The sequence below is a fragment of the Paraburkholderia sp. genome, from assembly GCF_035656215.1.
Taxonomy (GTDB): domain Bacteria; phylum Pseudomonadota; class Gammaproteobacteria; order Burkholderiales; family Burkholderiaceae; genus Paraburkholderia.
In genome coordinates this window covers 1-25,616 of sequence record NZ_DASRSY010000209.1, presented here as the reverse complement: position 1 = coordinate 25,616, position 25,616 = coordinate 1, and the positions used below count along the sequence as shown (strand labels likewise).

Here is a 25,616-nt window from a genome sequence, read left to right as displayed (position 1 = left end):
ACGTACAGCAGACTTACCATGCAATCACCTTGTGCACGGTTTGACGAATCGGCTAAGGTAGCCATTCGTGTGAACGATTCAGGGAGTCAATATGCTTAAGGCTGCGGTATTTGCAGGTGCGCTGGGACTGTCGAGCGCGGGGTTCGCGATGGACGTGTCTTGTCCAGTTCATCCCACGGCAGAATGGTTGAAGGAGAGTGACGCCCGCGCGCAGATCGAAGCGCAAGGCTACAAGATCGCGAAGTTCGAGATCGACGACAATTGCTATGAGGTCGAGGCCTACAACAAGGATGGCAGAAAGGTGGAATTGAACTACGACACCAAGACGCTTGCGGTCATTCGGCAGCAGATGGACTGACGCCATCGGCTCACGCAAGTAGCTTCATAAAAAAGTCCCGCGGGAAAAAGCGAGGGGCTTTTTTTACCTTCACGCTACAACCTGATTACCTGCCAAACGAACAACTACGCGTATATGACCGACAACGCACTAAGCTCTTTCATCAACGCAGGCTTGTGCGATTCAATCACGTCGGATTGGATTTGATAGATCACTGACTTGATGACTTCCGTCTGACTCATGGTTGTCGCGAGCATAAGCGTCTTCAAATCTTCGGCGATGCGCGGCGTCACTTTCATCGAAAGCCGTCGACGTGCGACGCCGCGGTGCTCCTGGAAACGCTCGATTGCTGATTTATGCGCCTTGATCAGCCTTGCCCGCGGATATTCGCCCGAGGCGAAGCGGTGCAGATAGAGCGTCATGAGTACCTTACGAAATTCGGTTGAACTCGCACCATCAACCATATAGGCAGCTAAATCGAGAATATCCAGATAGATGGCGGGTAGTTGCGCCTCGATCGGTCTGACTTTTTTCTGCCGTGCTTCTCGAATAGCTGGCGTGGATTGCACCGGAACAGCGACCACGTGGTGACAGACGTCGCACACCGCCGCGAGAATATTCTTCACCTCACCTTTGCCGTCACTGAAAGGCACATCACGCCGTGAAAAGGTCGTGCTCACAAGCTGCTTGCAGTGGTGGCAGATGGACTTGCTCTTATCGCCTTCTTCGTAAAGTTTCATCTTCATGGCTTCACTCACTGGTGCACGCTGATAAACACGGTTTCCGGATCACCCACGAAGTAGAACTTCACGTACCAACCGTCAGATTCGATGATATGGACGTCAATCGACGCAACGGTGTGGTGAGGCGACGATCGGTACTGCGTCCCGTCGCTTCTGGCGATGAGAGCTTCCACGAACTGCGCCGTGACCCGCCCCGTTGACAGAAGGTTTTTTACGTTGATTCCAGAACGGGTTTCATGCTGGAACTTCCCTGACCGGAGCGCAGCAATAACGGCCCACTTTACTTGCCTGTACTTACTTGGCATTGACAACTGCACCTCCGATTATACGATATGTCTCGTATAAAATACGTAACAGTGATTTCGCACCGCCGGAGGAAATTGTCGATGAAATTTTTTTCGGGAGAAGGCTAACTACGTTGGCGCCCAGACGCGATCAGCCATAAAAAAACCCCGCCGAAGCGGGGTTCCCGTGACGCAACGCGAGCCACTAGATCAGCTTACTTCCCGCCCACGCTTTGCAGCGTCGTCCACTTGCCGTCGACAACCTTGTACAGCGTGATGCCGCCGTTCTTCAGGTCGCCCTTGCCGTCGTACGCGAGGTTCGCTGCCGTCACTGCCGGCATCGAGGTCTTCGCGAGCATCGGCAGGTACTTGGCCGGATCGGTCGAGTTAGCCTTCTTCATGGCGTCGAACATGGCCATTGCGCCGTCGTAAGCGTACGGCGAGTACGTTTGCACGTCTTCGTTGAAGCGCTTCTTGTACTTTGCGACGTAGTCCTTGCCACCCGGCATTTCTTCCAGCGGCAGGCCGGCGAGCGATGCCACCGTGCCGTCCGCCGCGTTACCCGCGAGTTGGATGAACGTCGGCGTGTGGACCATTTCGCCGCCCATCAGCGGTGCCTTGATCCCCAGTTGCTTCATCTGCTTGACCATCGGTGCCGCTTGCGAATCCGCGCCGCCGTAGTACACCAGATCCGGGTTGACCGACTTCAGCTTGGTCAGGATCGACTTGAAGTCGACAGCCTTGTCGTTCGTGTATTCACGATCGACGATCTGGCCGCCTGCTGCCTTCGCTGCCTTTTCGAACTGATCTGCCAGACCCTGGCCGTAAGCCGTACGGTCGTCGACGATCACGATCTTCTTCATGCCAAGCGTCTTCACCGCGAACGTGCCGGCGACCGAACCTTGCTGCGTGTCGGACGTCATCATGCGGAACGTGGTCTTGAAGCCTTGTTGCGTGTACTCAGGCGCCGTCGCCATTGCGATTTCGGGAATGCCCGCGTTCGCGTAGATGCGCGAAGCCGGAATCGTGGTGCCCGAGTTAAAGTGGCCGAGCATGCCCTTGATGCCGTCATCCACCAGCTTTTGTGCAACGGTCGTGCCGGTGCGCGGGTCAGCCTGGTCGTCGGCCGAATCCAGCACGAAGCGAACCTGCTTGCCACCGATCACCGGCTTGGTCGCGTTCATGTCTTCCACAGCCAGCGTGATGCCGTTCTGGAAGTCCTTACCGTAGTGCGCCTGGGCGCCCGTCATCGGACCGGCAAAGCCGATCTTCACGTCTTCGGTCGATTGAGCGTTGGCCGTCCCCGCCAGCGACATTGCCGCAACCAGCGCTGCGCCTGCCAGCTGTTTCATCTTGTGTTGCATAGCTTCTCCTTGGTACCAGGTGTGGATGGAGCGGTTTTTCGGGGTCGCCGTACCGCTTCCGTTTTTTTGAAGTAATCGATGAGGTTCGCTCAACCGATCGTCATCAAATTCGCATTACCGCCTGCTGCTGCCGTATTCACGCTGACCGAGCGTTCCGTCAACAGACGCTCGAGAGCATAATCCTCATCGCCGCTCTCCAGCGCGCGAGCCGCAACGCCCTGCACCGAAACAATCGGCCCCGAACGTTTCGCAACCTCTTTCACCAGCGCCAGCAGTTCGTCGCTATCGCCTTCGAACAGCACCGCGTCGAATGGCGTATCGGCGCTCTTCTTCACGCTTGCGTGAGACTTCAACGCGGCGGGCAACTGCGACACCAATTGTTCACCAGCCGCGCCTTCGAACAACGCGCGATTTCCCGTAGCCAGTGCCGCGGCAAACTGCACGCGCGCACCGCTCGCCGTCGATGCGATACACAGCACCGTGCCGCGCGCGCCCAGCGTGTAGGTGTTGCGCTCGCCGGTGGGCCCCGACAATACCGCAGTTGCGCCCGCCGGCACATGCGACAGATAACCGTCGCAGCGTGCGGCCAGCACCGGCTGCTGTTCGCCGATCAGCCAGTCACGCAGCGCCGTCAAAGCGGCAGACGGATTGTCGCTGCGATTATCCCCGTTCGGACTGGTTTGCGGCACCTCTACGATCAACGACTGCGCCAGCGACTTCGGCAACCCCGCCGGACGCGTAGCCAGCAAACGTTGCAGATATAGCGCGCCACCCGCTTTCGGACCCGTGCCCGACAACCCTTCGCCACCGAACGGCTGTACCCCGACCACCGCGCCGATCACGTTACGGTTCACGTAGATATTGCCGACATGCGCGCGGCTAATCACGTGAGCGATGGTTTCATCGATCCGCGTGTGAATACCGAGCGTCAGGCCGTAGCCGGTCGAGCGGATCTGTTCGAGCAGCTTGTCCAGCTGGCTGCGACGGTAACGCACCACATGCAGCACCGGGCCGAACACTTCACGCTTCAATTCGTCGATGCTGTCGAGTTCGATCAGCGTCGGCGGAACAAACGTGCCTTGCGCGCCGCCTTCCGGCATCGGCAGTTGCTCGATCTTGCGGCCTTTCTCGCGCATCGTCGCGACATGCGCGTCGATGCCGCGCTTCGCGTCGAGGTCGATCACCGGGCCCACGTCGATCGACAGGCGGTCCGGATTGCCCACCGACAGTTCGCGCATCGCGCCCGTCAGCATTTCCAGCGTGCGGTCCGCGACATCTTCTTGCAGACAAAGAACGCGCAACGCGGAACACCGTTGACCGGCGGAATCGAATGACGACTGCAGCACGTCCGCGACCACCTGTTCAGCAAGCGCCGACGAATCGACGATCATCGCGTTCTGGCCGCCCGTTTCGGCGATCAGCGGGATCGGCTTGCCTTCCGGGTCGAGGCGGTTCGACAGCGTCCTGTTGATCAGACGCGCGACTTCGGTCGAGCCGGTGAACATCACCGCGCGGGTGCGCGGATCGGCCACCAGTGCGGCGCCAACCGTTTCGCCGTCACCGGGCAGCAGTTGCACCGCGCCCGCTGGCACGCCAGCTTCGCGCAGGATACGCACGGCTTGCGCGGCGATCAGCGGCGTTTGTTCGGCCGGCTTCGCGAGCACGGTGTTACCGGCTGCAAGCGCCGCGGCCACCTGACCCATGAAGATCGCCAGCGGGAAGTTCCACGGGCTGATACACACCACCGGACCGAGCGGGCGGTGCGTGTCGTTGGAAAACTCGTTGCGGATCTGCGTCGAGTAATAGCGCAGGAAGTCGATCGCTTCGCGGATCTCCGCGACCGCGTTCGCCAGCGACTTGCCGGCTTCACGCACCACGAGACCCATCAGCGTATGCATCTGCGCTTCGAGCAGATCGGCGGCACGCGCGAGACAATCGGCGCGGGCATCAACCGGTGTGGCTTGCCAGATCGGTGCGGCGGCGACTGCGTGGGCCAATGCTGCGCTAACGTGTTCCGACGTCGCTTCGACGACCGTACCGACGAGGTCGCGATGATCGGCCGGGTTCCGCACATCACGTGCGACGCCCACGGCGATCTCGTTGTCTTCGAGCATCGGTGTGGCGCGCCACGGATGATGCGCACTCGCCAGCAATGCCGACGACAGCGACGCCAGACGATGTTCGTTCGACAGATCGAGACCCATCGAATTGAGACGCTCGGCGCCAAACAGATTGCGCGGCAGCGGGATCTTCGCGTGCGGCGCGCCGAGCGGAGCGACCTTCGACGCTTCGTCGACCGGGTCGGCGATCAGCTCCTTGATCGCGACGCTTTCGTCGGCAATGCGATTCACGAACGACGTGTTCGCGCCGTTTTCCAGCAGACGGCGCACGAGGTACGCGAGCAGCGTTTCATGCGTGCCGACCGGCGCATACACGCGGCACGGACGGTTCAGCTTGTCGCGGCCGGTCACTTCTTCATACAGCGGCTCGCCCATGCCGTGCAGGCATTGGAACTCGTACTGGCCGGGGTAGTAATTGTTGCCCGCGAGGTGATAGATCGCCGACAGCGTGTGCGCGTTGTGCGTGGCGAACTGCGGATAGACCGCATCCGGTGCGCCGAGCAGCTTCTTCGCGCAAGCAACGTACGACACATCCGTGTAGATCTTGCGCGTGTAGACCGGATAGCCTTCGAGGCCGTCCACTTGCGCACGCTTGATTTCGGTATCCCAGTACGCGCCCTTCACGAGGCGGACCATGATGCGGTGACGGCTGCGGCGCGCCAGATCGATCAGGTAGTCGATCACGAACGGGCAGCGCTTCTGATACGCCTGCACCACGAAACCGATGCCGTTCCAGCCAGCCAGTTCGGGATCGAAGCAGAGCGCTTCGAGCAGATCGAGCGAGATTTCGAGGCGGTCGGCTTCTTCAGCGTCGATGTTCAGGCCGATGTCGTAACGGCGCGCGAGAATCGCCAGCGAGCGCACGCGCGGCAGCAGTTCGCTCATCGTGCGTTCCTGCTGCGAACGCGAATAGCGGGCGTGCAGTGCCGACAGCTTGATCGAGATGCCCGGGCCTTCGTAAATGCCACGGCCGCCTGCGGCCTTGCCGATCGCGTGGATGGCCTGTTCGTACGACGCGTAGTAGCGCTGCGCGTCGGCTTCGGTGGTGGCGGCTTCGCCGAGCATGTCGTAGGAGTAGCGGAAACCGCGTGCTTCGTACTTGCGGCTGTTGGCCAGCGCCTCGGAGATGTTCTCGCCGGTGACGAACTGCTCGCCCATCAGGCGCATCGCCATATCGACGCCCTTACGGATCAGCGGCTCGCCGCCCTTGCCGATCAGACGCGTGAGCGCCGAGGAGAGCCCCGTTTCGCTATTGGTCGTCACCAGCTTGCCGGTGATCATCAGGCCCCACGTCGCGGCGTTGACGAACAGCGACGGCGCCTGGCCGACGTGCGACTTCCAGTCGCCTTTGCTGATCTTGTCGCGGATCAGCGCGTCGCGCGTGGCGCGATCGGGAATACGCAGCAGCGCTTCGGCGAGGCACATCAGCGCGACGCCTTCCTGGCTCGACAGCGAGAATTCGTGGATCAGCCCTTCGACACCGCCGCCACGGCTCTTGGTGCGCAGCGTTTCGACCAGCTTGCCGGCCATGGCCTGCACGTCACCCGCGAGATTCGCCGGCAGACGCGCCTGGCCGATCAGGAACGGCAGGCATTCCGGCTCGGGACGGCGGTACGCAGCGGTGATCGCCGCGCGCAGCACCGACTGCGGTTGCACGTTCTGCGCGAATTCGAGGAATGGATGCGACGCACCGTCTTCCTCCTGCTCCACCGCCGCGCCGTCAGCCAGATCGGCCGAACCGGTGTGGCCCGACAATTCAGGCGGCAATTGACCATGCTCGATCTTTTCGAGGTATGCGAAGATCGCCTGCTTGATCAGCCAGTGCGGAGTGCGTTCGAGGCGAGTGGCGGCATCTTTCAGCCGGGAACGCAGGAGGTCGTCAACCTTGACGCCGAGGGTGGTGCTAGCCATATTTCCTTCTTCGGAGACCAGACGAAATCGCTGGCGAAAGACTAAAAGTTGAGCGAATCGTACGCTTCCCAATAAAAAGGTGCAACCATGCGTCGCGCATGGTTGCACCTTCGTGGAAGCCTTGTGCAGTGGGGGTTTGCGTCGAATGGCGCTGCACGTGACGACGGCGGTTGCGATCAGTACTTTCCCTGGCGTGATTCTTTTCGCTTTTACCCTTATCAGATTGCGCGACGTGCCGTTATACAGACATGGATAGTCGCGGCCGCAAGGCATGCACAAAAAAACGGTACGGGGTTTTAGAGGACTGGCGAAATGGAAAAGTGGTTGGTGGTATTGGGCATCTGGGCGATGTGTGCAACCTGCGCGGTGCTGTTTATCCGCGGCGCGACAGGTGGCTCGGGCAAACGCGCAGCGGCAGAGAAGAGCCCGCGCCCGGCATCGCGCGCATCGGCTGGCGGTGCGCGGGCAGCTCTGAACGATTGAGTGGCTAAGGCCGGCGACTGGCGATAGACATGGCGACGCCGGTTTCAACTGACACAGCGAGTAGTGAATGTGCGCCGCCCGGTTCAACCCGCGGCGACGCAAGCACGCGTGTCAGTGATGTGGCATCAGCTTGAACTGAGCGCAGATGTCGTCAGGCGAAACAAGCTGGTCGTGCAGACGGCAAAGCCGGCTGTCCGCCACGCTCGCGCCAAACCCGGAACTGAACACGGCGAGGCCCGGAATGCTCTGCTCCAGTGAATGCCGATCCTCGGCGCGATACCGGCAGCTTGCACAGCGCGGCGCGCACGCGTCGCCGCGTGCATGGGCCGTATCGGCGATGCGGACAGCCTCGCTCATCACGAGCCCTGCCCCAAGCTATTCCAGTACGGTGCGAACACGTGCGCGGACAGCGCGTAGCCGATGGCGATATTGACGACCACGCCCGCCGTAAAGGCGAGGAATGGCTTCAAGCCAGTGGCCGACAGCGCGCGCAAGCGTGTGGTCAACCCGATGCTCAGAAAACAGAACGTGAACGCCCACGTGCGCAGCGCAGTAATCGGCGCGACGAATTCGGGTGTGACGACCTTGCGATAGTCGGCTAACGAGTAGTGGCTGGCGATCCACGTCACCAGCGCCGACGCGATCACAAAGCCGATCACGAATTTCGGAAAGCGCGCCCAGATTTCACCCGCATTGGCCTTGGCTTTGACGCCGCTGTCCTGCGATTCCCAGCGCGTCGTCGCGACAATCGCCAGCACGAACGCCCAGATACCGATCCAGATATCCCGGCCGACCACCTTCATCAGTGTGAACGCCTGCAGCGACGCTTCGGGTGCGCCCGCAATCACGCCGCCCGCGTGCTTCGCGAAGTCGCCGTAGGCTTGCGCGGCGGCAATGCCCGCGGCGTCGGCGAATTCGGACGTGCCGATCCACGCGCCCGCCACCGCCGTCGATAGTCCTAGCGAACGCGATGCGAATGGCAGCACGAAGATCATCACGATCGCCCACAACACGACCAGCGTGATCGCCACCGACGCCTGTTCGCGCTTGGCCCGCACCGCGCCGGCAATCGCAATCGCCGCCGACACGCCGCACACCGCGCCGCCCACACCGAGCACGGCCGCAAAGCGCCGGTCGAGGCCAAGCGCCTTACCGGCAAAGAAGATCACGAAGAACGTCACGAGCGAGACGATGGTCGCCTGCCCCACCGCAACCGGGCCCGCCCACACCAGCAACGTGAACGGCAGCGTCGCGCCGAGCAGCACGATGCCGACCTTGATGTAAAACTCCACGCGCAAGCCCGCCGAAAACCACTGCGGCAACTTGAACACGTTGGAAATCAACAGGCCAAACACCAGCGCGACGAGCGGCGGCTCAAGGTTGTATTTCGACGCATTGACCCACGCGCCCAGCGTGAAGATCAGCGCCGATGTGATGAACAGGATCAGGAACGACGCCAGAAAAGCGCCGACCCGCTGTTTCAGTGCAGCGAGACTCACGCCGAAGAGCAACGCGAACGCGACGAACAACGCGACATAATTCGGGAGGTGCTTGCCGATGTCCTGCGCGGCCTGACCCACGCTCGACCATTTGACCGGCGCCACCGCCAGCCACTTGATGCTGCTACCCGAGGCAAACAGCGCCCAGGCAATCACGATCACCAGCAGGCCGATCCAGACGGCCCACCAGTCTTCAGTCGAAAAGAGTCCGCCGCCGTGCGTGCTGTGGCCGCTGCGCGGTTTGCTGGGCGCGGCGCCGGTAGGCAGGGTCTGGTTGGTATCGCTCATCGCAAAAGCCCCGCGAAAGTTAAGGTCCATCGGCGCGGGATTTTTGAGTTTTGCCTGAATATGCGCCGATTCGGCGAAATATAGGCGAGCGACGTCGCAAAGCGAAACGACCATTCGCTCTATGAATATGACTTAAAGGAGTAACGCCGCGAAGCGGCAGGCAGCGGACGTTAGATGTCGAGCGGGTCGACTTCGAGATTCCAGCGCAGCACGCCTTTCACGCCACGCAGCATGGGTTGCCACGCACGCAACGTAGCCTGCAACGCGGCCCGCGACGTGCTCTCGATCAGCAATTGCGCGCGATGCACATGCATCACTTTGACGATGGTGAGCGGCACGGCGTCATAGACGGTCACGCGTTCGGCGGCCGGGATCTCTGTCAGGGCCGCGGCGGCCTGCTGCAGGAAGGCGAGCGCGGCTTCGAGCGTGCGGCCTTCGGCGCGCAGCAAGGCCTGATAAGCGAACGGCGGCAGATGGGCATCGCGCCGCTCGGCCAGCGTCGAATTAGCAAAACCGACGTAGTCATGCCGCCCCAGCGCGTGATACAGCGCATGGCGAGGATAGCGCGTCTGCACCAGCACTTCGCCCGGCAAACCGGCACGGCCGGCCCGTCCGCTTACCTGCATCAATTGCGCGAAGAGGCGTTCGCTCGCGCGGAAGTCGTGTGAGAACAAGGCGGTGTCGGCGTTCAGCACACCGACCAGTGACACTCGCTGAAAGTCGTGACCCTTCGCGATCATCTGCGTACCGACGAGAATGTCGACCTCGCCTGCGTGGACGTCGGAAAACAGCGCCTGTGCACTACCTTTACGGCGCGTGCTGTCGGCGTCGATGCGCAGCACGCGAGCGCCGGGCACCGCGCTTGCCAGCGTTTCTTCTACGCGCTGCGTGCCGCGTCCCATCGGCGCGATGTCCACATTGCCGCAGTCCGGGCACGAGTGCGGAATGCGCGATTCCCAGCCGCAGTGGTGGCAGCGCAGCGCGCGTTCAGGCTTGTGCAACACGACGTAGGCGCTGCAGCGTGGACAGCCGGCGACCCAGCCGCAGGCGTCGCAAGCGAGCTGCGGTGCGTAACCGCGCCGGTTCAGGAACACGAGACTTTGTTCACCGCGCTCGAGCCTTGCTTTCAATGCGGCGATCAGCGGCCCGGACAAACCCTCCACCGAGGCCCGGCCGCGCCGCCGCTCCTCTTCCAGATCGATCAGCCTGACGGTTGGCAGGACGGCCTCGGCGACTGCGCGGCGCGTCAGAGTGAGACGCTCGTAGCGTCCCTGATCCGCCTGCCACCAGCTTTCCAGCGACGGCGTGGCCGAGCCGAGCACCACCGGCAAACCGAGTTGCTTGCCGCGATAGATCGCCAGATCGCGCGCCGAATAGCGCAAGCCTTCTTGCTGCTTGTAGGCGGGGTCGTGTTCCTCGTCGACGACGATAATCGCGAGTTTCGGCAGCGAGGCGAGCACCGCCAGCCGCGTGCCGAGCACGATGCGGGCGCGACCGGTATGCGCGGCGAACCAGTTGCGAGCGCGTTCGCCTTCTGCGAGACCGCTGTGCAGCGTGACGATCGACGTGCCTTCTAGCGCCGCAAAGCGCGCACGGAAGGCTGACTCGAACTGCGGCGTCAGATTGATTTCAGGCACGAGGACGAGTGCCTGCGCGTCGGGCTTCGCCGCCAGAATCTCGGCGAGCGCACGCAGATACACCTCGGTCTTGCCGCTGCCCGTCACGCCGTGCAGCAGGAACGGCGCGAAGCCGTTCGCGTCGCGGATCGCTTCGACTGCGGTTGCCTGTTCGTCGGTGAGGATAGGTAACGTGGGTGCGGGCGGATCCGGCGATGCAGGGGCGGCGAGCACCTCGGCGGCTTCGATCACCTCTAATGCAACCCAGCCTTCGGCCTGCCATGCGTCCAGGGTTGCGATGGCTTTGGGGTGGAGCGCGCGAGCATCGGTGGCAATCAGAAACTCGGCCTCGGCCAGGCCCTGGGCAAGCTTGCGCAACGCGCTGGCGCGCGTGGGCAACGTTTCCGGCAACGCGGCGCGCCCCTCCACGGTCAGGCTGTAACGCTCTTCCGGTGCGAACAGACGCGACCAACGCGAGGCGTCACGCAGCGCTTGCGGCAAAGCCGGCAGAGCGACTTCCCCGAGGCCGCGCTGATAGTAGTCGGCGGCGAAGGCCGTGAGAGCCAGCCATTCGGCCGACACAGGCGGGCAGGCTGTGCAAACATTGTTGATCCCCCGCAGACGGTCAACGGGCACGTCACTGTGAGTGGTCACTTCGCATACGAGGCCCACCACGTGACGCTTACCAAACGGCACGCTCACCAGCATGCCCGACGCGACACGCTCGGGCGTGTCGCAGCGGTAGTCGAATAAAGTCGGCAGCGGATGATCCAGCGCGACGCGGACGAACACGTCACTCACGTGGCGGTATGGATCGGGTGAACGGATGCGGCATGATGCCGCGTCGCGGCAGACGTGGGGCAAACGGCGAACCCATCGAAGTTAAAGTAAAACTTCAATTTCGGCGCTAAGTTTTGGATTCGGCTGAACAATTGCAATCGGTCCGCTTGCCTGTGGATAACTTTGTTGAGAACTTCGCTCAGAAGGGCTTGGAACCGCGCCGCAGCGGCCTTCTGTGGGATTCCGCACACTTTGTTACGGCCCCGTGAAACCCTTGCCAGACAAGGCTTAGATCAAATGCGCCCGCAATGTGCAAGAGCCAGGACGCGACTAAAGCTTCTACCGCGCCGCAGCGTGATCAATGTGCATAAGTCAAGTCTTGACTTTCGCAGGACCGCCATCTGACGGCCCCTTGACTGCAATTTTCCCCTTAGAGCGAGAGCCCAGTTCGCTGCGTTGCAACAAAAATGGCAACGTTTACGACGTCAGCGTGGTGCATGCGCGCCGCTGCGAATCGCACGACTATGACGATGCACTTCGTCCACGAGTTCGGCAACATTCTCCGGCGGAGTGAATTGTGAAATGCCGTGGCCGAGATTGAAAACGTGGCCAGGATGATTGCCGAAGCTATCCAGCACAGCGCGCGCTTCCATGCGGATCGAGGCCGGCGGCGCAAACAGCACCGAAGGATCGATATTGCCTTGCAGCGCCACCTTGCTACCCACGCGCTCGCGCGCCTTGCTCAGGTTCACGGTCCAGTCGAGACCGACCGCATCCACACCAATATCGGCGATCTCGTCCAGCCACAAGCCACCGCCCTTCGTGAAGGTGATCACCGGTACTTTTTCGCCGTCGTGATCGCGTTTCAACTGGCCCACGACCTGCTGTATGTATTGCAACGAGAAACGTTGGTAGACGCCATCCGCGAGCGCCCCGCCCCACGTGTCGAAAATCATCACGGCTTGCGCGCCGGCTTCAATCTGCGCATTCAGGTACACCGCAACCGATTTGGCGTTGACGTCGAGAATACGGTGCATCAGGTCCGGGCGCGCGTACAGCATCGATTTGACAGTGCGGAAGTCCGCCGACCCGCTGCCTTCGACCATGTAGCACGCCAGTGTCCACGGGCTGCCGGAAAAACCGATTAACGGCACGCGCTGACGACCTTGTGCGTCGGTGAGCGCAGTGCGGATTTCGCGCACCGCGTCGGTCACATAACGCAGCGTGGCGTCGATATCCGGCACAGCGAGGCGCGCCACATCGTCTTCGGAACGCACTGGCCGGGCAAATTTCGGGCCCTCGCCCGCGACAAACTCGAGACCCAGGCCCATAGCGTCCGGCACTGTCAGGATGTCGGAGAACAGGATCGCGGCGTCGAGCGGATAGCGCTCGAGCGGCTGCAGCGTAACTTCCGTTGCGTACGCCGGGTTCTTGGCCAGGCCAAGAAAACTGCCCGCGCGACCCCGCGTGGCGTTGTATTCCGGCAGGTAGCGGCCAGCCTGCCGCATCAGCCAGATCGGCGTGTAGTCGGTCGGCTGGCGCAACAGCGCGCGCAGGAAAGTGTCGTTCAGGAGTTTATGGGCCACGTTGCGTACGACTAAGGGCAAAAGGACATTTTACCGGACCCGGCTCGCCGCATCGCGCTTGATGCGGGCAATAACTCGCGCGCACCTCGCTTGCGGCTGGTTTTTTTGCTGCCCCGTGCGGCGCCATGACTCAGCTGAACGGCCAATGTTCAAGCGTGAATTGCCGGGCTATCATCCAACGGCCTTACCAAACAATTACGCGCAACCAAGGAGACTCGATGAACAAGGCAGCACTCGCACTGCTCGGCATTCTCGCCGGTGTATTGATGCACGCAGGCGTGGCTCAGGCGCAGACCAGCGCCACCGCCGCGGCGCCCTCGCGGCTCGACGAAATCCTCGCGCGCGGCACATTGCGCGCCTGTACAACCGGCGACTACAAGCCGTACTCGTTTTACAAGCCGGACGGCCAGTTCGAAGGTATCGATATCGACATGACCGAATCGCTCGCCAAATCACTCGGGGTGAAGGCGGAATTCGTCAAGACGTCGTGGTCCAACCTGATGAACGACTTCGTCGCGAAATGCGACATCGGCGTGGGCGGTGTTTCGCCGACGCTCGAGCGCCAGAAGCGCGCGTTTTTCACGCAGGCGTACATGGTTGACGGCAAGACGCCGATCGTTCGGTGTGACGACGTCAACAAATATCAGGCGGTGACACAAATCGACCAGCCAGCGACTCGAGTGATCGTCAATCCCGGCGGCACTAACGAGCGTTTCGCCAAGCAGTATTTCCCGCATGCGAACTTGACCGTCTATCCGGACAACGTGACGATCTTCAAACAGATCCTCGCCGGAAAGGCCGACGTGATGGTGACGGACGCGTCAGAGACCTTATTGCAGCAAAAGCTGAATCCCGGTCTTTGCTCAGTGCATCCAGACAAGCCGTTCCAGTACGGCGAGAAGGCCTGGCTGCTGCCGCGCGGCGATGTGACGTTCCAGCAATACGTGGATCAGTGGTTGCACCTGGCGCGAGCAACCGGCGAGTATCAGGCGATTTCGGACAAGTGGCTGAAGTGATCTTTACAGGGGTTGGCCTGCGTCTCGCTGGATCGTAAAAGCAAGGACAGCCCGGTCGATTAATAGATCCGCATGGCTGACACAATCGTGTAACCGCACCCCAAGGTGTTGAGCCAAATCCAAACAATGCGCTTGAACAGGGGCCCAACGAACCGGGCCTTTGCGCATCTTTCCCGGGTGCGCGGCATGTTGCAGCGCAACACTCGCGGTCGTCCGCGAATCGTGCGACTTCGTGACGCTGGAAAAGCGGCTGTAACACAGCCCATTCGCCTCAAAAAAGATGAGCGTGCAACCATTTCATGTGGAATCGACTGAACGGATTACGCCGCAGTATGCGTCGCGAATAGCATCAATCAGGCGTATGAAATTGCGCATGAGTCATCGGTAAAAAATACGTTTAAAACGTTTCAGATTGGCAATAAGTCCCGCAACCCCTTATCTGGCGGGCGTTACAACCTGAAACACTTTGTTACCGCGCTCGTAGGTTAATTCGCCCACAATGCCCTCAACGGTTTCAACACGGATGTGGCTGGGTGCGTGGTGTGAGCGGATACGATGCACTTGCCGGTCGGCGTATGCCGAAGCCCTGTAAAGGGGCATCCCTGCTGGGGCCGTAGTCGACGCAGGGTCGTCGTCTCAGTTGGTTCCAACTTTGGTCTCCTCGCGCTAACCCCGTAGCGTGTGGTTTTTAGCGGGCTCCAGGCCCGCTTTTTTTTCGTCTGGTCAAACGTTTGCGAGCTTCCTGGCGGTTGAATTTTGCGGTTTTCCAGCCGCGCATTTTTTCCGCTTATCGGCCTTTTCCACAGCAAACGGTTTTCCCCAAAATGTCGGCCGGCGCTGCGCGGATTTTCGCGCAGCGCCGAACCCGCATGTCCGTCAGGCCGTCTTGTTTTCCTGCACCTTCAATTCGCTGATCATCCGTTCGCGCATGATGAATTTCTGCACTTTGCCGGTCACCGTCATTGGCAATTCGTCGACGAAGCGGATGTACTTCGGCACCTTGTAGTGCGCGATCTGGCCCTGGCAGAATTGCTGGATTTCTTCGGCTGTGGCCTGCTCTCCCGAGCGTAATACGATCCACGCACACACCTCCTCGCCGTACTTCGAATCGGGCACGCCAAACACTTGCACGCTCTGGATTTTCGGGTGGCGGAACAGAAACTCTTCGATCTCGCGCGGATAGATATTCTCACCGCCGCGAATCAGCATGTCCTTCAGGCGGCCGACGATGTTGCAGTAACCGTCGGCATCGAGCGTCGCCAGATCGCCGGTATGCATCCAGCCATCGACGATGCTCTCCTGCGTCTTCGCTTCGTCGCCCCAGTAGCCTTGCATCACCGAATAGCCCTTGGTGCAGAGTTCGCCCGTCTCGCCCACCGCGACGATCTCGCCGAGCGGATCGACGATCTTCACCTCCAGATGCGGCTGGATACGGCCGACCGTCGTGGTCCGTTTGTCGAGCGGGTCGGTGGTCGAACTCTGGAAAGACACCGGGCTCGTTTCAGTCATGCCGTAGGCGATGGTGATCTCGTTCAGATGCATTCTCGAGACGACCTTCTTCATCGTCTCGATCGGGCACGGCGAGCCGGCCATGATACCGGTGCGCAGACGCGAGAAGTCATAGGTGGCGAAGTTCGGATGGTCGAGTTCGGCGATGAACATGGTCGGCACCCCATGCAGCGCGGTGCACTGCTCTTCGGCGACTGCGGCCAGAGTCGCCGCCGGATCGAAGCCCTCGCCTGGGAACACCATGTTCGCGCCGACCGATACGCACGCCAGAACCGCCAACACCATGCCGAAGCAGTGATAGAGCGGGACGGGAATGCACAGGGCGTCCTGCTCCGTTAGACGCATCGCCATCGCGATATAGCGCGCGTTATTGACGACGTTGCTGTGAGTAAGCGTCGCGCCCTTCGGATTGCCCGTCGTGCCGCTGGTGAACTGAATGTTGATCGGTTCGTGGCAAGACAGCGTCGCGCTGATGGCATCGAGCTTCGCGACGTCGAGCGTCGCGCGGCCCTGTTCGATCACGTCGGAGAAAGTCAGCATGCCGGGCGTTTCCGTGTCGCACATGCGAATCACGTAGCGCAGTTCAGGCAAACGAGCAGCGCGCAGTTCGCCCGGAGCTTGCGTCGCCAGTTCTGGCGCGAGCTCCTGAAGCATTTCGAGGTACATCGACGTCTTGAACCGCTCGGCAGCGATGATCGCCTTGCAGCCGACCTTGTTCAACGCGTACTCGAGTTCCGAGAGCCGATAGGCCGGGTTAATGTTGACAAGCACGGCACCGATGCGCGCGGTCGCGAACTGCGTGAGCAGCCATTCCACGCGGTTCGGCGACCAGATGCCCACCCGGTCGCCCTTCTCGATACCAAGCGCCAACAGCCCGGACGCCAACACGTCGATCTCTTCAGAGAACTCCTTCCACGTCCAGCGAATGCGCTGCTCGCGAAATACCACGGCCGGACGGTCAGGGAAGCGCGCTGCGGTGTCGCGCAGAAATTGGCCTACCGGCGCGTCACTCAACGGAATCTCGGTCGACCCCCGAACATACGACAGGTTATCTTTGGGTTCGATGAGTGCGCCTTCGCCTGACATGTGCGTTGCCATGGTGTTGTCTCCGTGAGCCGAAGCTCGCCCAGTCTATTGCAATGAAATTGAAACCGATTGTGCCACCGGCGTATGTCTGTACGGCATCAAGTGTTACCCGCCCTCTGCGGTAGGCCTCGTTGTCGCAGTTGCGGCTGCTCAATGCTTGATCCGAACATACGATTTTGCTGACCTTTCCGTAAACGTCAAGTAGAGATCAAAAAAAAGCAGCCACAAAGGCTGCTTTTTCTCTGATACGTAATGCCTAGTTCTGACCGCGCAGCTTGCGCAGACGCTGGATCGCAGCGAGCTGAGCCGTCGCATACGCCAGTTCCGCTTGCGCGGTTGCGTATTCGAGGTTCGAACCCGTGTTCTGCAGCGCTTCTTCCGCGCGCTTGCGAGCATCTTCGGCCTTAGCTTCGTCGAGATCCTTGCCGCGGATAGCCGTGTCGGCGAGAACCGTCACAGCGCCCGGCTGGATTTCGAGGATGCCGCCGGCGACGAAGACAAACTCTTCTTCACCGTTTTCAGCTTCGATGCGCACCGCACCCGGACGAATCCGCGTGATGAGCGGTGTGTGGCCCGGCAGAATGCCGAGTTCACCTGCTTCGCCCGGCAGCGCGACGAACTTCGCCTGGCCCGAGAAGATCTGCTCTTCCGCGCTGACGACGTCTACTTTAATGGTTGCCATATCGACTCCTGTGTCGACCAGAGTTAGCGCTTTAGTGCTTACTCTGGCCCCATGCAAAGCTCGACGAGTGTTAGCGCTTTAGCGCTTATGTCGACCGAAGTGAGTGCTTTAGCACTTACTCCGGTCCCACGCACCGCGCTCTCGTCCCATGCAAGGCGGGGTTGAGCGTATTAAGAGGCGCCGTTTTCGCGAAATACTACCGCTTGGGTAGTATTTCGGCGCGAGCGGCGCCCGCTTCGTTACACCCGACCTTTACTGGATCTTCTTGGCCTTTTCGAAGGCTTCGTCGATCGTGCCGACCATGTAGAACGCTTGTTCCGGCAGGTGGTCGCACTCACCGTCAACGATCATCTTGAAGCCACGAATCGTTTCCTTCAGCGGCACGTACTTGCCCGGCGAGCCCGTGAACACTTCAGCAACGTGGAACGGCTGCGACAGGAAACGCTGGATCTTACGAGCACGCGCCACGGCGAGCTTGTCTTCCGGCGCCAGTTCGTCCATACCCAGAATCGCGATAATGTCGCGCAATTCCTTGTAGCGCTGCAGCGTTTGCTGCACACCGCGCGTAATCGCGTAGTGCTCTTCGCCGATCACGTTCGGGTCGATTTGACGCGAAGTCGAATCGAGCGGGTCCACTGCCGGGTAGATACCCAGCGAAGCGATGTCACGCGACAATACGACGGTTGCGTCCAGGTGGCCGAAGGTCGTAGCCGGCGACGGGTCGGTCAAGTCATCCGCAGGGACGTACACGGCCTGAACCGACGTGATCGAGCCGGTCTTGGTCGACGTAATACGCTCTTGCAGCTTACCCATTTCTTCAGCCAGCGTCGGCTGATAGCCCACTGCCGACGGCATACGGCCGAGCAGCGCCGACACTTCCGTGCCTGCCAGCGTGAAACGGTAGATGTTGTCGACGAAGAACAGCACGTCGAGGCCTTCGTCACGGAAGTGCTCAGCCATCGTCAGACCGGTCAGCGCGACGCGCAGACGGTTGCCCGGCGGCTCGTTCATCTGGCCGTACACCAGCGCGACCTTGTCGAGAACGTTCGAGTCCTTCATTTCGTGATAGAAGTCGTTCCCTTCGCGGGTACGCTCGCCAACACCGGCGAACACGGAGTAACCACCGTGTTCCTTCGCGATGTTGTTGATCAGTTCCATCATGTTCACGGTCTTGCCCACACCGGCGCCACCGAACAGGCCAACCTTACCGCCCTTGGCGAACGGGCAGATCAGGTCGATAACCTTGATGCCGGTTTCGAGCAGTTCCGTCGACGGCGACAGTTCGTCGAACGCCGGAGCCTTCTGGTGAATACCGCGAACCACGTCCGAGTTGATCGGGCCGGCTTCGTCGATCGGGCGACCCAGCACGTCCATGATCCGGCCGAGGGTCGGCTTGCCAACCGGCACGCTGATCGGCTTGCCGGTGTTCTTCACCGTCGTACCGCGGCGCAGACCGTCCGAGGCACCCAGACAGATGGTACGGACAACGCCGTCGCCCAGCTGCTGCTGGACTTCGAGGGTCAGTTCCGAACCGTCGAGAATGAGTGCGTCGTAAATCTTCGGCATGTGGTCACGCGGGAATTCCACGTCGATCACCGCGCCGATGCACTGTACGATCTTGCCTTCTACCAAAGCAGTAGTACTCATCGCTTTTCCTTTAGATACTCAATTCTTCACTCGCGCAAAGGCGCTGTTTCGATGGGGCCGCCTGGGCGGGGTGCGCCACGAAGGCGCACACGAAGCGGCGTGCCCGACCGTTATGGTCAGACTGCCGCTGCGCCACCGACGATTTCCGACAGTTCTTTCGTGATCGCGGCCTGACGGCTCTTGTTGTACACGAGTTGCAGTTCGTTGATGACCGTCTTCGCATTGTCCGAAGCGGCCTTCATTGCGACCATTCGTGCCGACTGTTCCGATGCCATGTTTTCCGCGACGGCCTGATAGACCAGCGCTTCGACATAACGCACCAGCAGTTCGTCCACCACTGCCTGTGCATCCGGCTCGTAGATGTAGTCCCACTGCGTGCTCGGCGTCGTGCCGTCTTCGTCCTTGCGCTCGAACTGATCTGCCGACAGCGGCAGCAGTTGCTCGATCACCGGCTCCTGCTTCATCGTGTTGACGAAGCGCGTGTACGCGAGGTACACCGCCGAAACCTTGCCTTCCGAGTACAGGTCGAGCTGCACCTTCACCGCGCCGATCAGCTTTTCCAGATGCGGCGTGTCGCCCAGATGCACGACATTCGACACCACCTTGGCGCGCAGACGATTCAGGAAGCCCAGACCCTTGGTGCCGATCGCAGTTGCTTCGATCGTCTTGCCCTGGCCTTCCAGTTCCTTGAACTTCTGCAACGACGCACGCAGCACGTTGGTGTTCATACCACCGCACAGACCTTTATCCGTCGTGACGAGGATGATGCCGGCCGTCTTCGCGCCTTCGTTCGACACCATGAACGGGTGACGATACTCCGGGTTCGCACGGCTCATGTGCGCAGCGATATCGCGGACCTTATCGGCATACGGCCGAGCAGCGCGCATGCGCTCCTGAGCGCGGCGCATCTTCGATGCGGCCACCATCTCCATCGCTTTCGTGATCTTGCGCGTGTTTTGCACGCTCTTGATCTTGCCGCGAATTTCCTTCATTCCAGCCATTGCTTGCTCCTTGTCGGCCCGAGTTACCGCTTTAGCGGTTACTCGGGTCCCATGCAAAGCGATCGAAGCAGCGCGAGTTCAGTTACCTGCGGCCCGCGCCGCTTCAAGGTCCGTTTATGCCTTGCGGATCACTCGCGGATCAATAAGCGCCGGACTTCTTGAAGTCTTTGAGAGCCGTATGCAGCAGGGCTTCGTCGTCCTTCGAGAGTTCCTTGGTATCTTCGATGCGCTTGACCAGGTCAGCGTGGCTCGACTTCAGGTATTCGCGCAGGCCCTTTTCGAACGGCAGCACTTGCGAAACTTCCAGATCGTCGAGGTAACCGTTGTTCGCGGCGAACAGCGCGATCGCCAGTTCCCACACTTGCAGCGGTTGATATTGCGGCTGCTTCAGCAGTTCCGTCACGCGGCGGCCGCGCTCCAGCTGCTTGCGGGTCGCTTCGTCGAGGTCCGACGCGAACTGCGCGAACGCTGCGAGTTCACGGTACTGTGCCAGGTCGGTACGAATACCACCCGACAGCTTCTTCACAACCTTGGTTTGAGCCGCACCACCAACGCGCGAGACCGACACGCCGGCGTTAATTGCCGGGCGGATACCTGCGTTGAAGAGGTCGGTTTCAAGGAAGATCTGGCCGTCGGTAATCGAGATCACGTTCGTCGGAACGAATGCGGTCACGTCGCCTGCTTGCGTTTCAATGACCGGCAGTGCCGTCAGCGAACCGCTCTTGCCCTTCACTTCGCCGTTCGTGAACTTCTCGACGTACTCTTCCGAGACGCGAGCTGCACGTTCCAGCAAACGCGAGTGCAGATAGAACACGTCACCCGGGTAAGCTTCGCGGCCCGGCGGGCGGCGCAGCAGCAACGAGATCTGACGGTATGCCCAAGCTTGCTTGGTCAAATCGTCATACACGATCAGCGCGTCTTGACCGCGGTCGCGGAAATATTCGCCCATCGTACAGCCGGCGTACGGTGCGAGGTATTGCATCGCAGCCGATTCCGAAGCCGAAGCGGCCACGACGATCGTGTATTCCAGCGCGCCGGTTTCTTCCAGCTTGCGCACCACGTTCATGATCGACGAAGCCTTCTGGCCGATCGCGACGTAGATACAGAAGAGGTTCTTGCCCTTCTGGTTGATGATCGCGTCGACGGCAACTGCGGTCTTGCCGCACTGGCGGTCGCCGATGATCAGCTCACGCTGGCCACGACCCACCGGCACCATTGCGTCGATCGACTTCAGACCGGTTTGAACCGGCTCCGACACCGACTTACGCCAGATCACGCCCGGCGCAATCTTTTCGATTGCGTCAGTCTTCTTCGCGTTGACCGGGCCCTTGCCATCGATCGGATTGCCGAGTGCGTCGACCACACGGCCGAGCAATTCCGGACCCACCGGCACTTCGAGAATGCGACCGGTCGTCTTGACGATGTCGCCTTCCGAAATGTGTTCGTATTCACCCAGAATCACGGCGCCGACCGAGTCGCGCTCGAGGTTCAGTGCGAGACCGAAGGTGTTGCCCGGGAATTCGAGCATTTCGCCCTGCATCACTTCCGACAGACCGTGAATACGCACGATACCGTCGGTCACGGAGATCACGGTGCCCTGGTTGCGAACGTCTGCGCTCGCTTCAAGGCCCTGGATCCGGCTCTTGATCAGCTCGCTGATCTCAGAGGGATTGAGTTGCATTATTCGCTCCTGATAGTCAATTCTGTTGCGTGCCAGCTGCTGAAGCGCCTCGGGCGCTTCAGGCCGTCAGAGCCGTCTGCATGCTGGCAAGCCGCGCGCGGACCGAGGTATCGAGCACTTCGTCGCCGACCGTCACGCGCACGCCGCCGATGAGCGACGAGTCGACTTCGACCGTCGGCTTCAGCTTGCGCTTGAATTTGCGTTCGAGACTTGCGATGAGTTCGTTCAATTGCGCGCCTTCGAGCGGGAATGCGCTGACGATCAGCACATCTGCCGCTCCTTCGCGGGCGTTCTTCAACTCTTCGAACTGCGTAGCGATTTCCGGCAGCAATTGCAGGCGATGGTTATCGACCAGCATTTGCACCAGATTCTTCGCTTGCGCGTTGTCCTTGAGCGGCGACTTGACCGCGGCCAGCAGCAGCTCGGTGACCTGGGCGCGGCTTACTTTCGGGCTCGAGGCGATCGACAGCACTTCGGGCAGACGCGCAACCTGTGCCAGCTCCTGCACGAGCGTGGACCAGGCGGCGATGTCACCAGCTTCGGCCACGCCAAACAGCGCTTCTGCGTACGGACGGGCGATGGTTGCAAGTTCGGCCATGATCAGAGCTCGGCTTTCAGTTGATTCAGCAGGTCAGCGTGAGCTGCCTGGTCGACTTCGCGCTTCAGGATCTGTTCAGCGCCCTTCACGGCGAGTGCAGCGACTTCGCCGCGCAGCGTTTCGCGCGCCTTCACGACTTGCTGGTCCGCGTCGGCCTTCGCTTGCGCGATGATGCGAGCGGCTTCAGCTTGTGCTTGAGCCTTGATTTCGTCAGCGACTGTCACAGCGCGCTTTTCTGCGTCAGCAATACGTTGCTGACCGTCGTTGCGCGCCTGAGCGAGTTCCTGGTCGACGCGCTTGTGAGCGGCTTCGAGTTCAGCCTTGCCCTTTTCAGCAGCCGACAAACCGTCAGCAATCTTCTTCGAGCGCTCGTCGAGGGCGTTGATCAACGGCGGCCACACGAACTTCATCGTGAACCACGCGAGGATCAGGAACACGACCATTTGCGCAAACAGGGTTGCGTTGAGATTCACGGTGTTTCCTTAAACGTTGCTAGTTCGGAAAGTGAAACGGCAAGGCGCTCATCGATTCTTTATTCGATCAGCGCCTAAGTGCCCGTTCCGCCCTGCGCCTTTACCAGTTATAGCTCAGGCGCAAACTTCCGAGGAACCTCAGCCTGCCAGCTTCGACAGCAGCGGGTTCGCGAACGCGAACAGCATTGCCACACCAACACCAATCAGGAAAGCCGCATCGATCAGACCAGCCAGCAGGAACATCTTGGTTTGCAGCGGGTTCATCAATTCCGGCTGACGAGCACATGCTTCGATGTACTTGCCGCCCATCAGGCCGATACCGATACAGGCGCCGATTGCACCCAGGCCGATGATGATGCCGATACCGATGGCGGTCAGACCCTGGATGTTGGCGATGAAAGCTTGCATGATCACTCCTTTGTGAAAAGTCTTTTGGAACTGGTTGGAACTGGGATTTAATAAAACAAAACTAAAAACAATTCGTCGTTCAACAAGCCGTGATTAGTGGCTGTCGTGTGCCTGTCCGATGTACACCAGCGTCAGCATCATGAAAATGAATGCCTGCAGCAGAACGATCAGGATGTGGAAGATCGCCCAAACCGTGCCTGCGATGACGTGGCCGATAAAGCCGAGCACTGACGCGTCCGCGCCGAAACCCCACATGCTGCCGAGCAGGGCAATCAGCAGGAACAACAGCTCGCCCGCGTACATGTTGCCGAACAGCCGCATGCCGAGCGAAACCGTCTTTGCGACGAACTCGATGATGTTCAATGCAAGGTTCGGAATCCACAGCAGCGGGTGCGCGCCGAACGGAGCCGACAGCAGTTCGTGCACGAAGCCGCCTACGCCCTTGATCTTGAAGTTGTAGTAAATCATCAGCGCGAACACGCCGAGTGCGATACCGAGCGTACCGTTCAGGTCAGCCGTCGGCACGATGCGGTGATGGGGGATGACTTCCGAGAGGCCCAACCAGCCGATCACGCGGCCCGGCAGGTCGACGGGGATGAAGTCGAGCGAGTTCATCAACACTACCCAGACGAACACGGTCAGTGCCAACGGGGCGATGAAGGTGCGCGAGCCGTGGATCATCGACTTCGATTGATCTTCGACCATCTCGACCAGCATTTCGATCGCGCATTGGAAACGACCCGGCACGCCGGACGTCGCCTTACGGGCCGCCAGATGCAGGATGGCGATCGTGGCCAGACCGCAAACGATCGACCAGAAAAGGGTGTCCAGATTCCACACATGAATGTCGAAAATCGACGTCTGGTGCGCGGTGGAAAAGTTCTGCAAGTGGTGCGCGATGTACTCGGACGGATCCAGAGCGCGCGTGCCTTCGCTAGCTGCCATATCGTTAATGCCACCCAAATTGTCGAAAATCGTCTTAGGCCGTTCCCGCCGCAATTCTGTATTGCGGGAACACGCCGGGTGCGGATCGTGTCATATCCGCACTCCTTACGCCAGCGCTACGCGCCAGCCTGAATTCTGTGTTGCTACTCTCTGCTACTACCTTAGCGCCACGCGAGGGCGATCCAGTAAGTCTTGAGCGCGATGAGGTAAGTCACGAGCAGCGGCACCCAGCGTACGTCGTGATACCAGAAAGCGATGGCTACAAACATCGCGATCGTTGTCCCCATCTTGAGCGCTTCGCCGATCATCCAGCTCATCACTGTTTCGGCGCCGCTCAGCGTTCTAAGACGTGCCGCGAACAACGCGCCCGGCACCCAGCAGATCGCTCCCCCCAGGAACGCGGACAGCGCAGCAGCGCCCGGCGGCTTGTAGAACAGCCACCACACCAGCGTAGCACCCAGGGACAAAACCATTTGCGCCGCCACGACCTTGAAAGGCGTGACACGCGATGGACGACTCACATTCGGGCCAAACAGCTTTTCGGCCTCGGCCCGCGTGAGCGGAACGATATTGTTATCTTGTTGCTCGACATCCCACGCATCGTCAGTTGTAACGTGCCGACCGGTCGACGCAACGGAATCGGTGCGTTCAGCGCGGTGGCCGTCACGCCCATTCTTCGGCGCTTGATTCGACGTTTTAACCGCCATCGCAGTGTTCCGAAAGTCTTGTTCCAGCCCGCGAGCTTACGCTGCGCTTACGGGGTTGCCATGCAATTAAATCCGGGCGATTGTAAGCGATAGTTGCAGGCAATTCAAGACTTTAGGCCGTTCAATAACCAGCATGAAAACGGCCCTCACCATGCGGAAACATGATTTCGGGCGACATGTACACGGCAAATGTAAGGCGGTCGGGGAATGGCAAAACATGCGCCTTGAATCGAGGAAGCGGAAGTGCGTGGATGCGTCGTTTCGACGCTGTTGCGGACGTCTCAAAAATGCAACAGAAGACGATTTTTGCCCACTTTGATAGACATGCAAGACGGCGCCGGGTAAGGATCGAACGGCGCTTGCGTACCATGAGTTTTTCCATGGCGAATAGCAACGCCCGCGTCAGCCCCACTGCTCTCTCCGGCCGATGACCAATTTCGGGGACGGTCGGATTGCTCCGCTTCGTACCGACGTCCGTCCTGCTCTGTCCGGCCGATCCACAGGCGGTGTCGCCCCTTTCATCAGGGCCCGAACCGGGAAACAAAAAACCCAGCGAAATGCGCTTTATTGCCGCTGCGGACTGGCAGTCCGTGCCCGGTCAAGTCATGCGCAATATGACCGGCGCCGTCTCACCACACAAATAGCCGAAAACACCAATACCTCAGCATTCCTGAATATCTTGCGCAGAATGTAGTCAGGAATCCATCCAGCGCTAGTGTCCCGAGTTAGAAATTCGTAGACAAAATCGCTTGACGCTGGCGAGGATGTCGTCGGCCGATTTGGTCCAGTTGAAAGGTCTCGGATCAGTGTTGTTGATCTGGATGTATTGGCGAATAGCCTGTTCGAGTTGCC

The 25,616-nt window shown here is 60.3% G+C and carries 20 protein-coding genes and 1 pseudogene; 3 read left to right on the top strand and 18 right to left on the bottom strand.

What is annotated here, in order from left to right; all coding sequences use genetic code 11:
• Window positions 1-91 precede the first annotated feature (91 nt).
• A complete protein-coding gene (locus tag VFE81_RS12045) occupies window positions 92-358 on the top strand; it encodes a PepSY domain-containing protein (protein WP_325044807.1) in 267 nt (88 codons plus the stop codon).
• 104 nt (window positions 359-462) lie between these two features.
• On the opposite strand, the gene VFE81_RS12040 is transcribed toward VFE81_RS12045, so the two are convergent.
• The 3 genes from VFE81_RS12040 to putA form a co-directional block, all read right to left on the bottom strand.
• Entirely contained in the window at window positions 463-1,083 is a 621-nt protein-coding gene (locus VFE81_RS12040) for a hypothetical protein (protein WP_325044806.1), read from the bottom strand.
• 496 nt (window positions 1,084-1,579) lie between these two features.
• A complete protein-coding gene (locus tag VFE81_RS12035; RefSeq protein WP_325044805.1) occupies window positions 1,580-2,728 on the bottom strand; it encodes a branched-chain amino acid ABC transporter substrate-binding protein in 1,149 nt (382 codons plus the stop codon).
• Between the two features lie 89 nt (window positions 2,729-2,817).
• The gene (gene putA / locus VFE81_RS12030) at window positions 2,818-6,759 is read right to left on the bottom strand and encodes a trifunctional transcriptional regulator/proline dehydrogenase/L-glutamate gamma-semialdehyde dehydrogenase (RefSeq protein ID WP_325044804.1); all 3,942 of its coding nucleotides are present in this window, start codon (window positions 6,757-6,759) and stop codon (window positions 2,818-2,820) included.
• A 312-nt stretch (window positions 6,760-7,071) separates the two neighbouring features.
• Here putA and VFE81_RS12025 point away from each other — a divergent pair, with 312 nt between their 5' ends.
• On the top strand, window positions 7,072-7,242 hold the full coding sequence (locus VFE81_RS12025; RefSeq protein WP_325044803.1) for a hypothetical protein: 171 nt from the start codon (window positions 7,072-7,074) through the stop codon (window positions 7,240-7,242).
• Between the two features lie 111 nt (window positions 7,243-7,353).
• Here the strand turns inward: VFE81_RS12025 and VFE81_RS12020 are convergent, their stop codons facing one another.
• From VFE81_RS12020 to hemE, 4 genes are all read right to left on the bottom strand, one after another.
• The gene (locus VFE81_RS12020; RefSeq protein ID WP_325044802.1) at window positions 7,354-7,599 is read right to left on the bottom strand and encodes a hypothetical protein; all 246 of its coding nucleotides are present in this window, start codon (window positions 7,597-7,599) and stop codon (window positions 7,354-7,356) included.
• Window positions 7,599-9,029 (bottom strand): YeiH family protein, encoded by a 1,431-nt coding sequence (locus tag VFE81_RS12015; protein ID WP_325044801.1) that lies wholly within the window; start codon window positions 9,027-9,029, stop codon window positions 7,599-7,601. The genes VFE81_RS12020 and VFE81_RS12015 overlap by 1 nt, the downstream gene beginning before the upstream one ends.
• A 170-nt stretch (window positions 9,030-9,199) precedes the next feature.
• Window positions 9,200-11,446: a primosomal protein N' gene (locus VFE81_RS12010; protein ID WP_325044800.1), complete on the bottom strand. Its 2,247-nt coding sequence runs from the start codon at window positions 11,444-11,446 to the stop codon at window positions 9,200-9,202.
• Window positions 11,447-11,910: 464 nt separating this feature from the next.
• Window positions 11,911-13,011 (bottom strand): uroporphyrinogen decarboxylase, encoded by a 1,101-nt coding sequence (gene hemE, locus VFE81_RS12005; protein WP_325044799.1) that lies wholly within the window; start codon window positions 13,009-13,011, stop codon window positions 11,911-11,913.
• 218 nt (window positions 13,012-13,229) lie between these two features.
• On the opposite strand from hemE, the gene VFE81_RS12000 reads away from it, so the two are divergent.
• Window positions 13,230-14,027 (top strand): transporter substrate-binding domain-containing protein, encoded by a 798-nt coding sequence (locus VFE81_RS12000; protein ID WP_325044798.1) that lies wholly within the window; start codon window positions 13,230-13,232, stop codon window positions 14,025-14,027.
• Window positions 14,028-14,903: 876 nt separating this feature from the next.
• Here the strand turns inward: VFE81_RS12000 and VFE81_RS11995 are convergent.
• From VFE81_RS11995 to VFE81_RS11945, 11 genes and pseudogenes are all read right to left on the bottom strand, one after another.
• Window positions 14,904-16,634 carry an AMP-binding protein gene (locus tag VFE81_RS11995; RefSeq protein ID WP_325044797.1) on the bottom strand — a complete coding sequence of 577 codons (1,731 nt, stop codon included), beginning with the start codon at window positions 16,632-16,634 and terminating at the stop codon, window positions 14,904-14,906.
• A gap of 244 nt (window positions 16,635-16,878) precedes the next feature.
• Window positions 16,879-17,304: a F0F1 ATP synthase subunit epsilon gene (locus tag VFE81_RS11990; RefSeq protein ID WP_012434800.1), complete on the bottom strand. Its 426-nt coding sequence runs from the start codon at window positions 17,302-17,304 to the stop codon at window positions 16,879-16,881.
• A 252-nt stretch (window positions 17,305-17,556) separates the two neighbouring features.
• Window positions 17,557-18,951: a F0F1 ATP synthase subunit beta gene (gene atpD, locus VFE81_RS11985; protein ID WP_120346436.1), complete on the bottom strand. Its 1,395-nt coding sequence runs from the start codon at window positions 18,949-18,951 to the stop codon at window positions 17,557-17,559.
• Window positions 18,952-19,067: 116 nt separating this feature from the next.
• Entirely contained in the window at window positions 19,068-19,952 is an 885-nt protein-coding gene (gene atpG / locus VFE81_RS11980; protein ID WP_115781412.1) for a F0F1 ATP synthase subunit gamma, read from the bottom strand.
• A gap of 139 nt (window positions 19,953-20,091) precedes the next feature.
• Complete coding sequence (atpA, locus tag VFE81_RS11975; protein ID WP_325044796.1) at window positions 20,092-21,633, bottom strand: F0F1 ATP synthase subunit alpha; 1,542 nt, start codon at window positions 21,631-21,633, stop codon at window positions 20,092-20,094.
• 58 nt (window positions 21,634-21,691) lie between these two features.
• Entirely contained in the window at window positions 21,692-22,231 is a 540-nt protein-coding gene (locus VFE81_RS11970) for a F0F1 ATP synthase subunit delta (RefSeq protein ID WP_325044795.1), read from the bottom strand.
• A 2-nt stretch (window positions 22,232-22,233) separates the two neighbouring features.
• Window positions 22,234-22,704, bottom strand: a complete 471-nt coding sequence (locus tag VFE81_RS11965) for a F0F1 ATP synthase subunit B (protein ID WP_074281809.1) — start codon at window positions 22,702-22,704, stop codon at window positions 22,234-22,236.
• 138 nt (window positions 22,705-22,842) lie between these two features.
• Window positions 22,843-23,112, bottom strand: a complete 270-nt coding sequence (gene atpE / locus VFE81_RS11960; protein WP_007180033.1) for a F0F1 ATP synthase subunit C — start codon at window positions 23,110-23,112, stop codon at window positions 22,843-22,845.
• Between the two features lie 93 nt (window positions 23,113-23,205).
• The gene (gene atpB / locus VFE81_RS11955) at window positions 23,206-24,057 is read right to left on the bottom strand and encodes a F0F1 ATP synthase subunit A (protein ID WP_325044794.1); all 852 of its coding nucleotides are present in this window, start codon (window positions 24,055-24,057) and stop codon (window positions 23,206-23,208) included.
• Between the two features lie 161 nt (window positions 24,058-24,218).
• Complete coding sequence (locus VFE81_RS11950) at window positions 24,219-24,764, bottom strand: ATP synthase subunit I (RefSeq protein ID WP_325044793.1); 546 nt, start codon at window positions 24,762-24,764, stop codon at window positions 24,219-24,221.
• Window positions 24,765-25,476: 712 nt separating this feature from the next.
• A pseudogene (locus tag VFE81_RS11945) lies at window positions 25,477-25,616 on the bottom strand (IS630 family transposase); the annotation flags it as partial.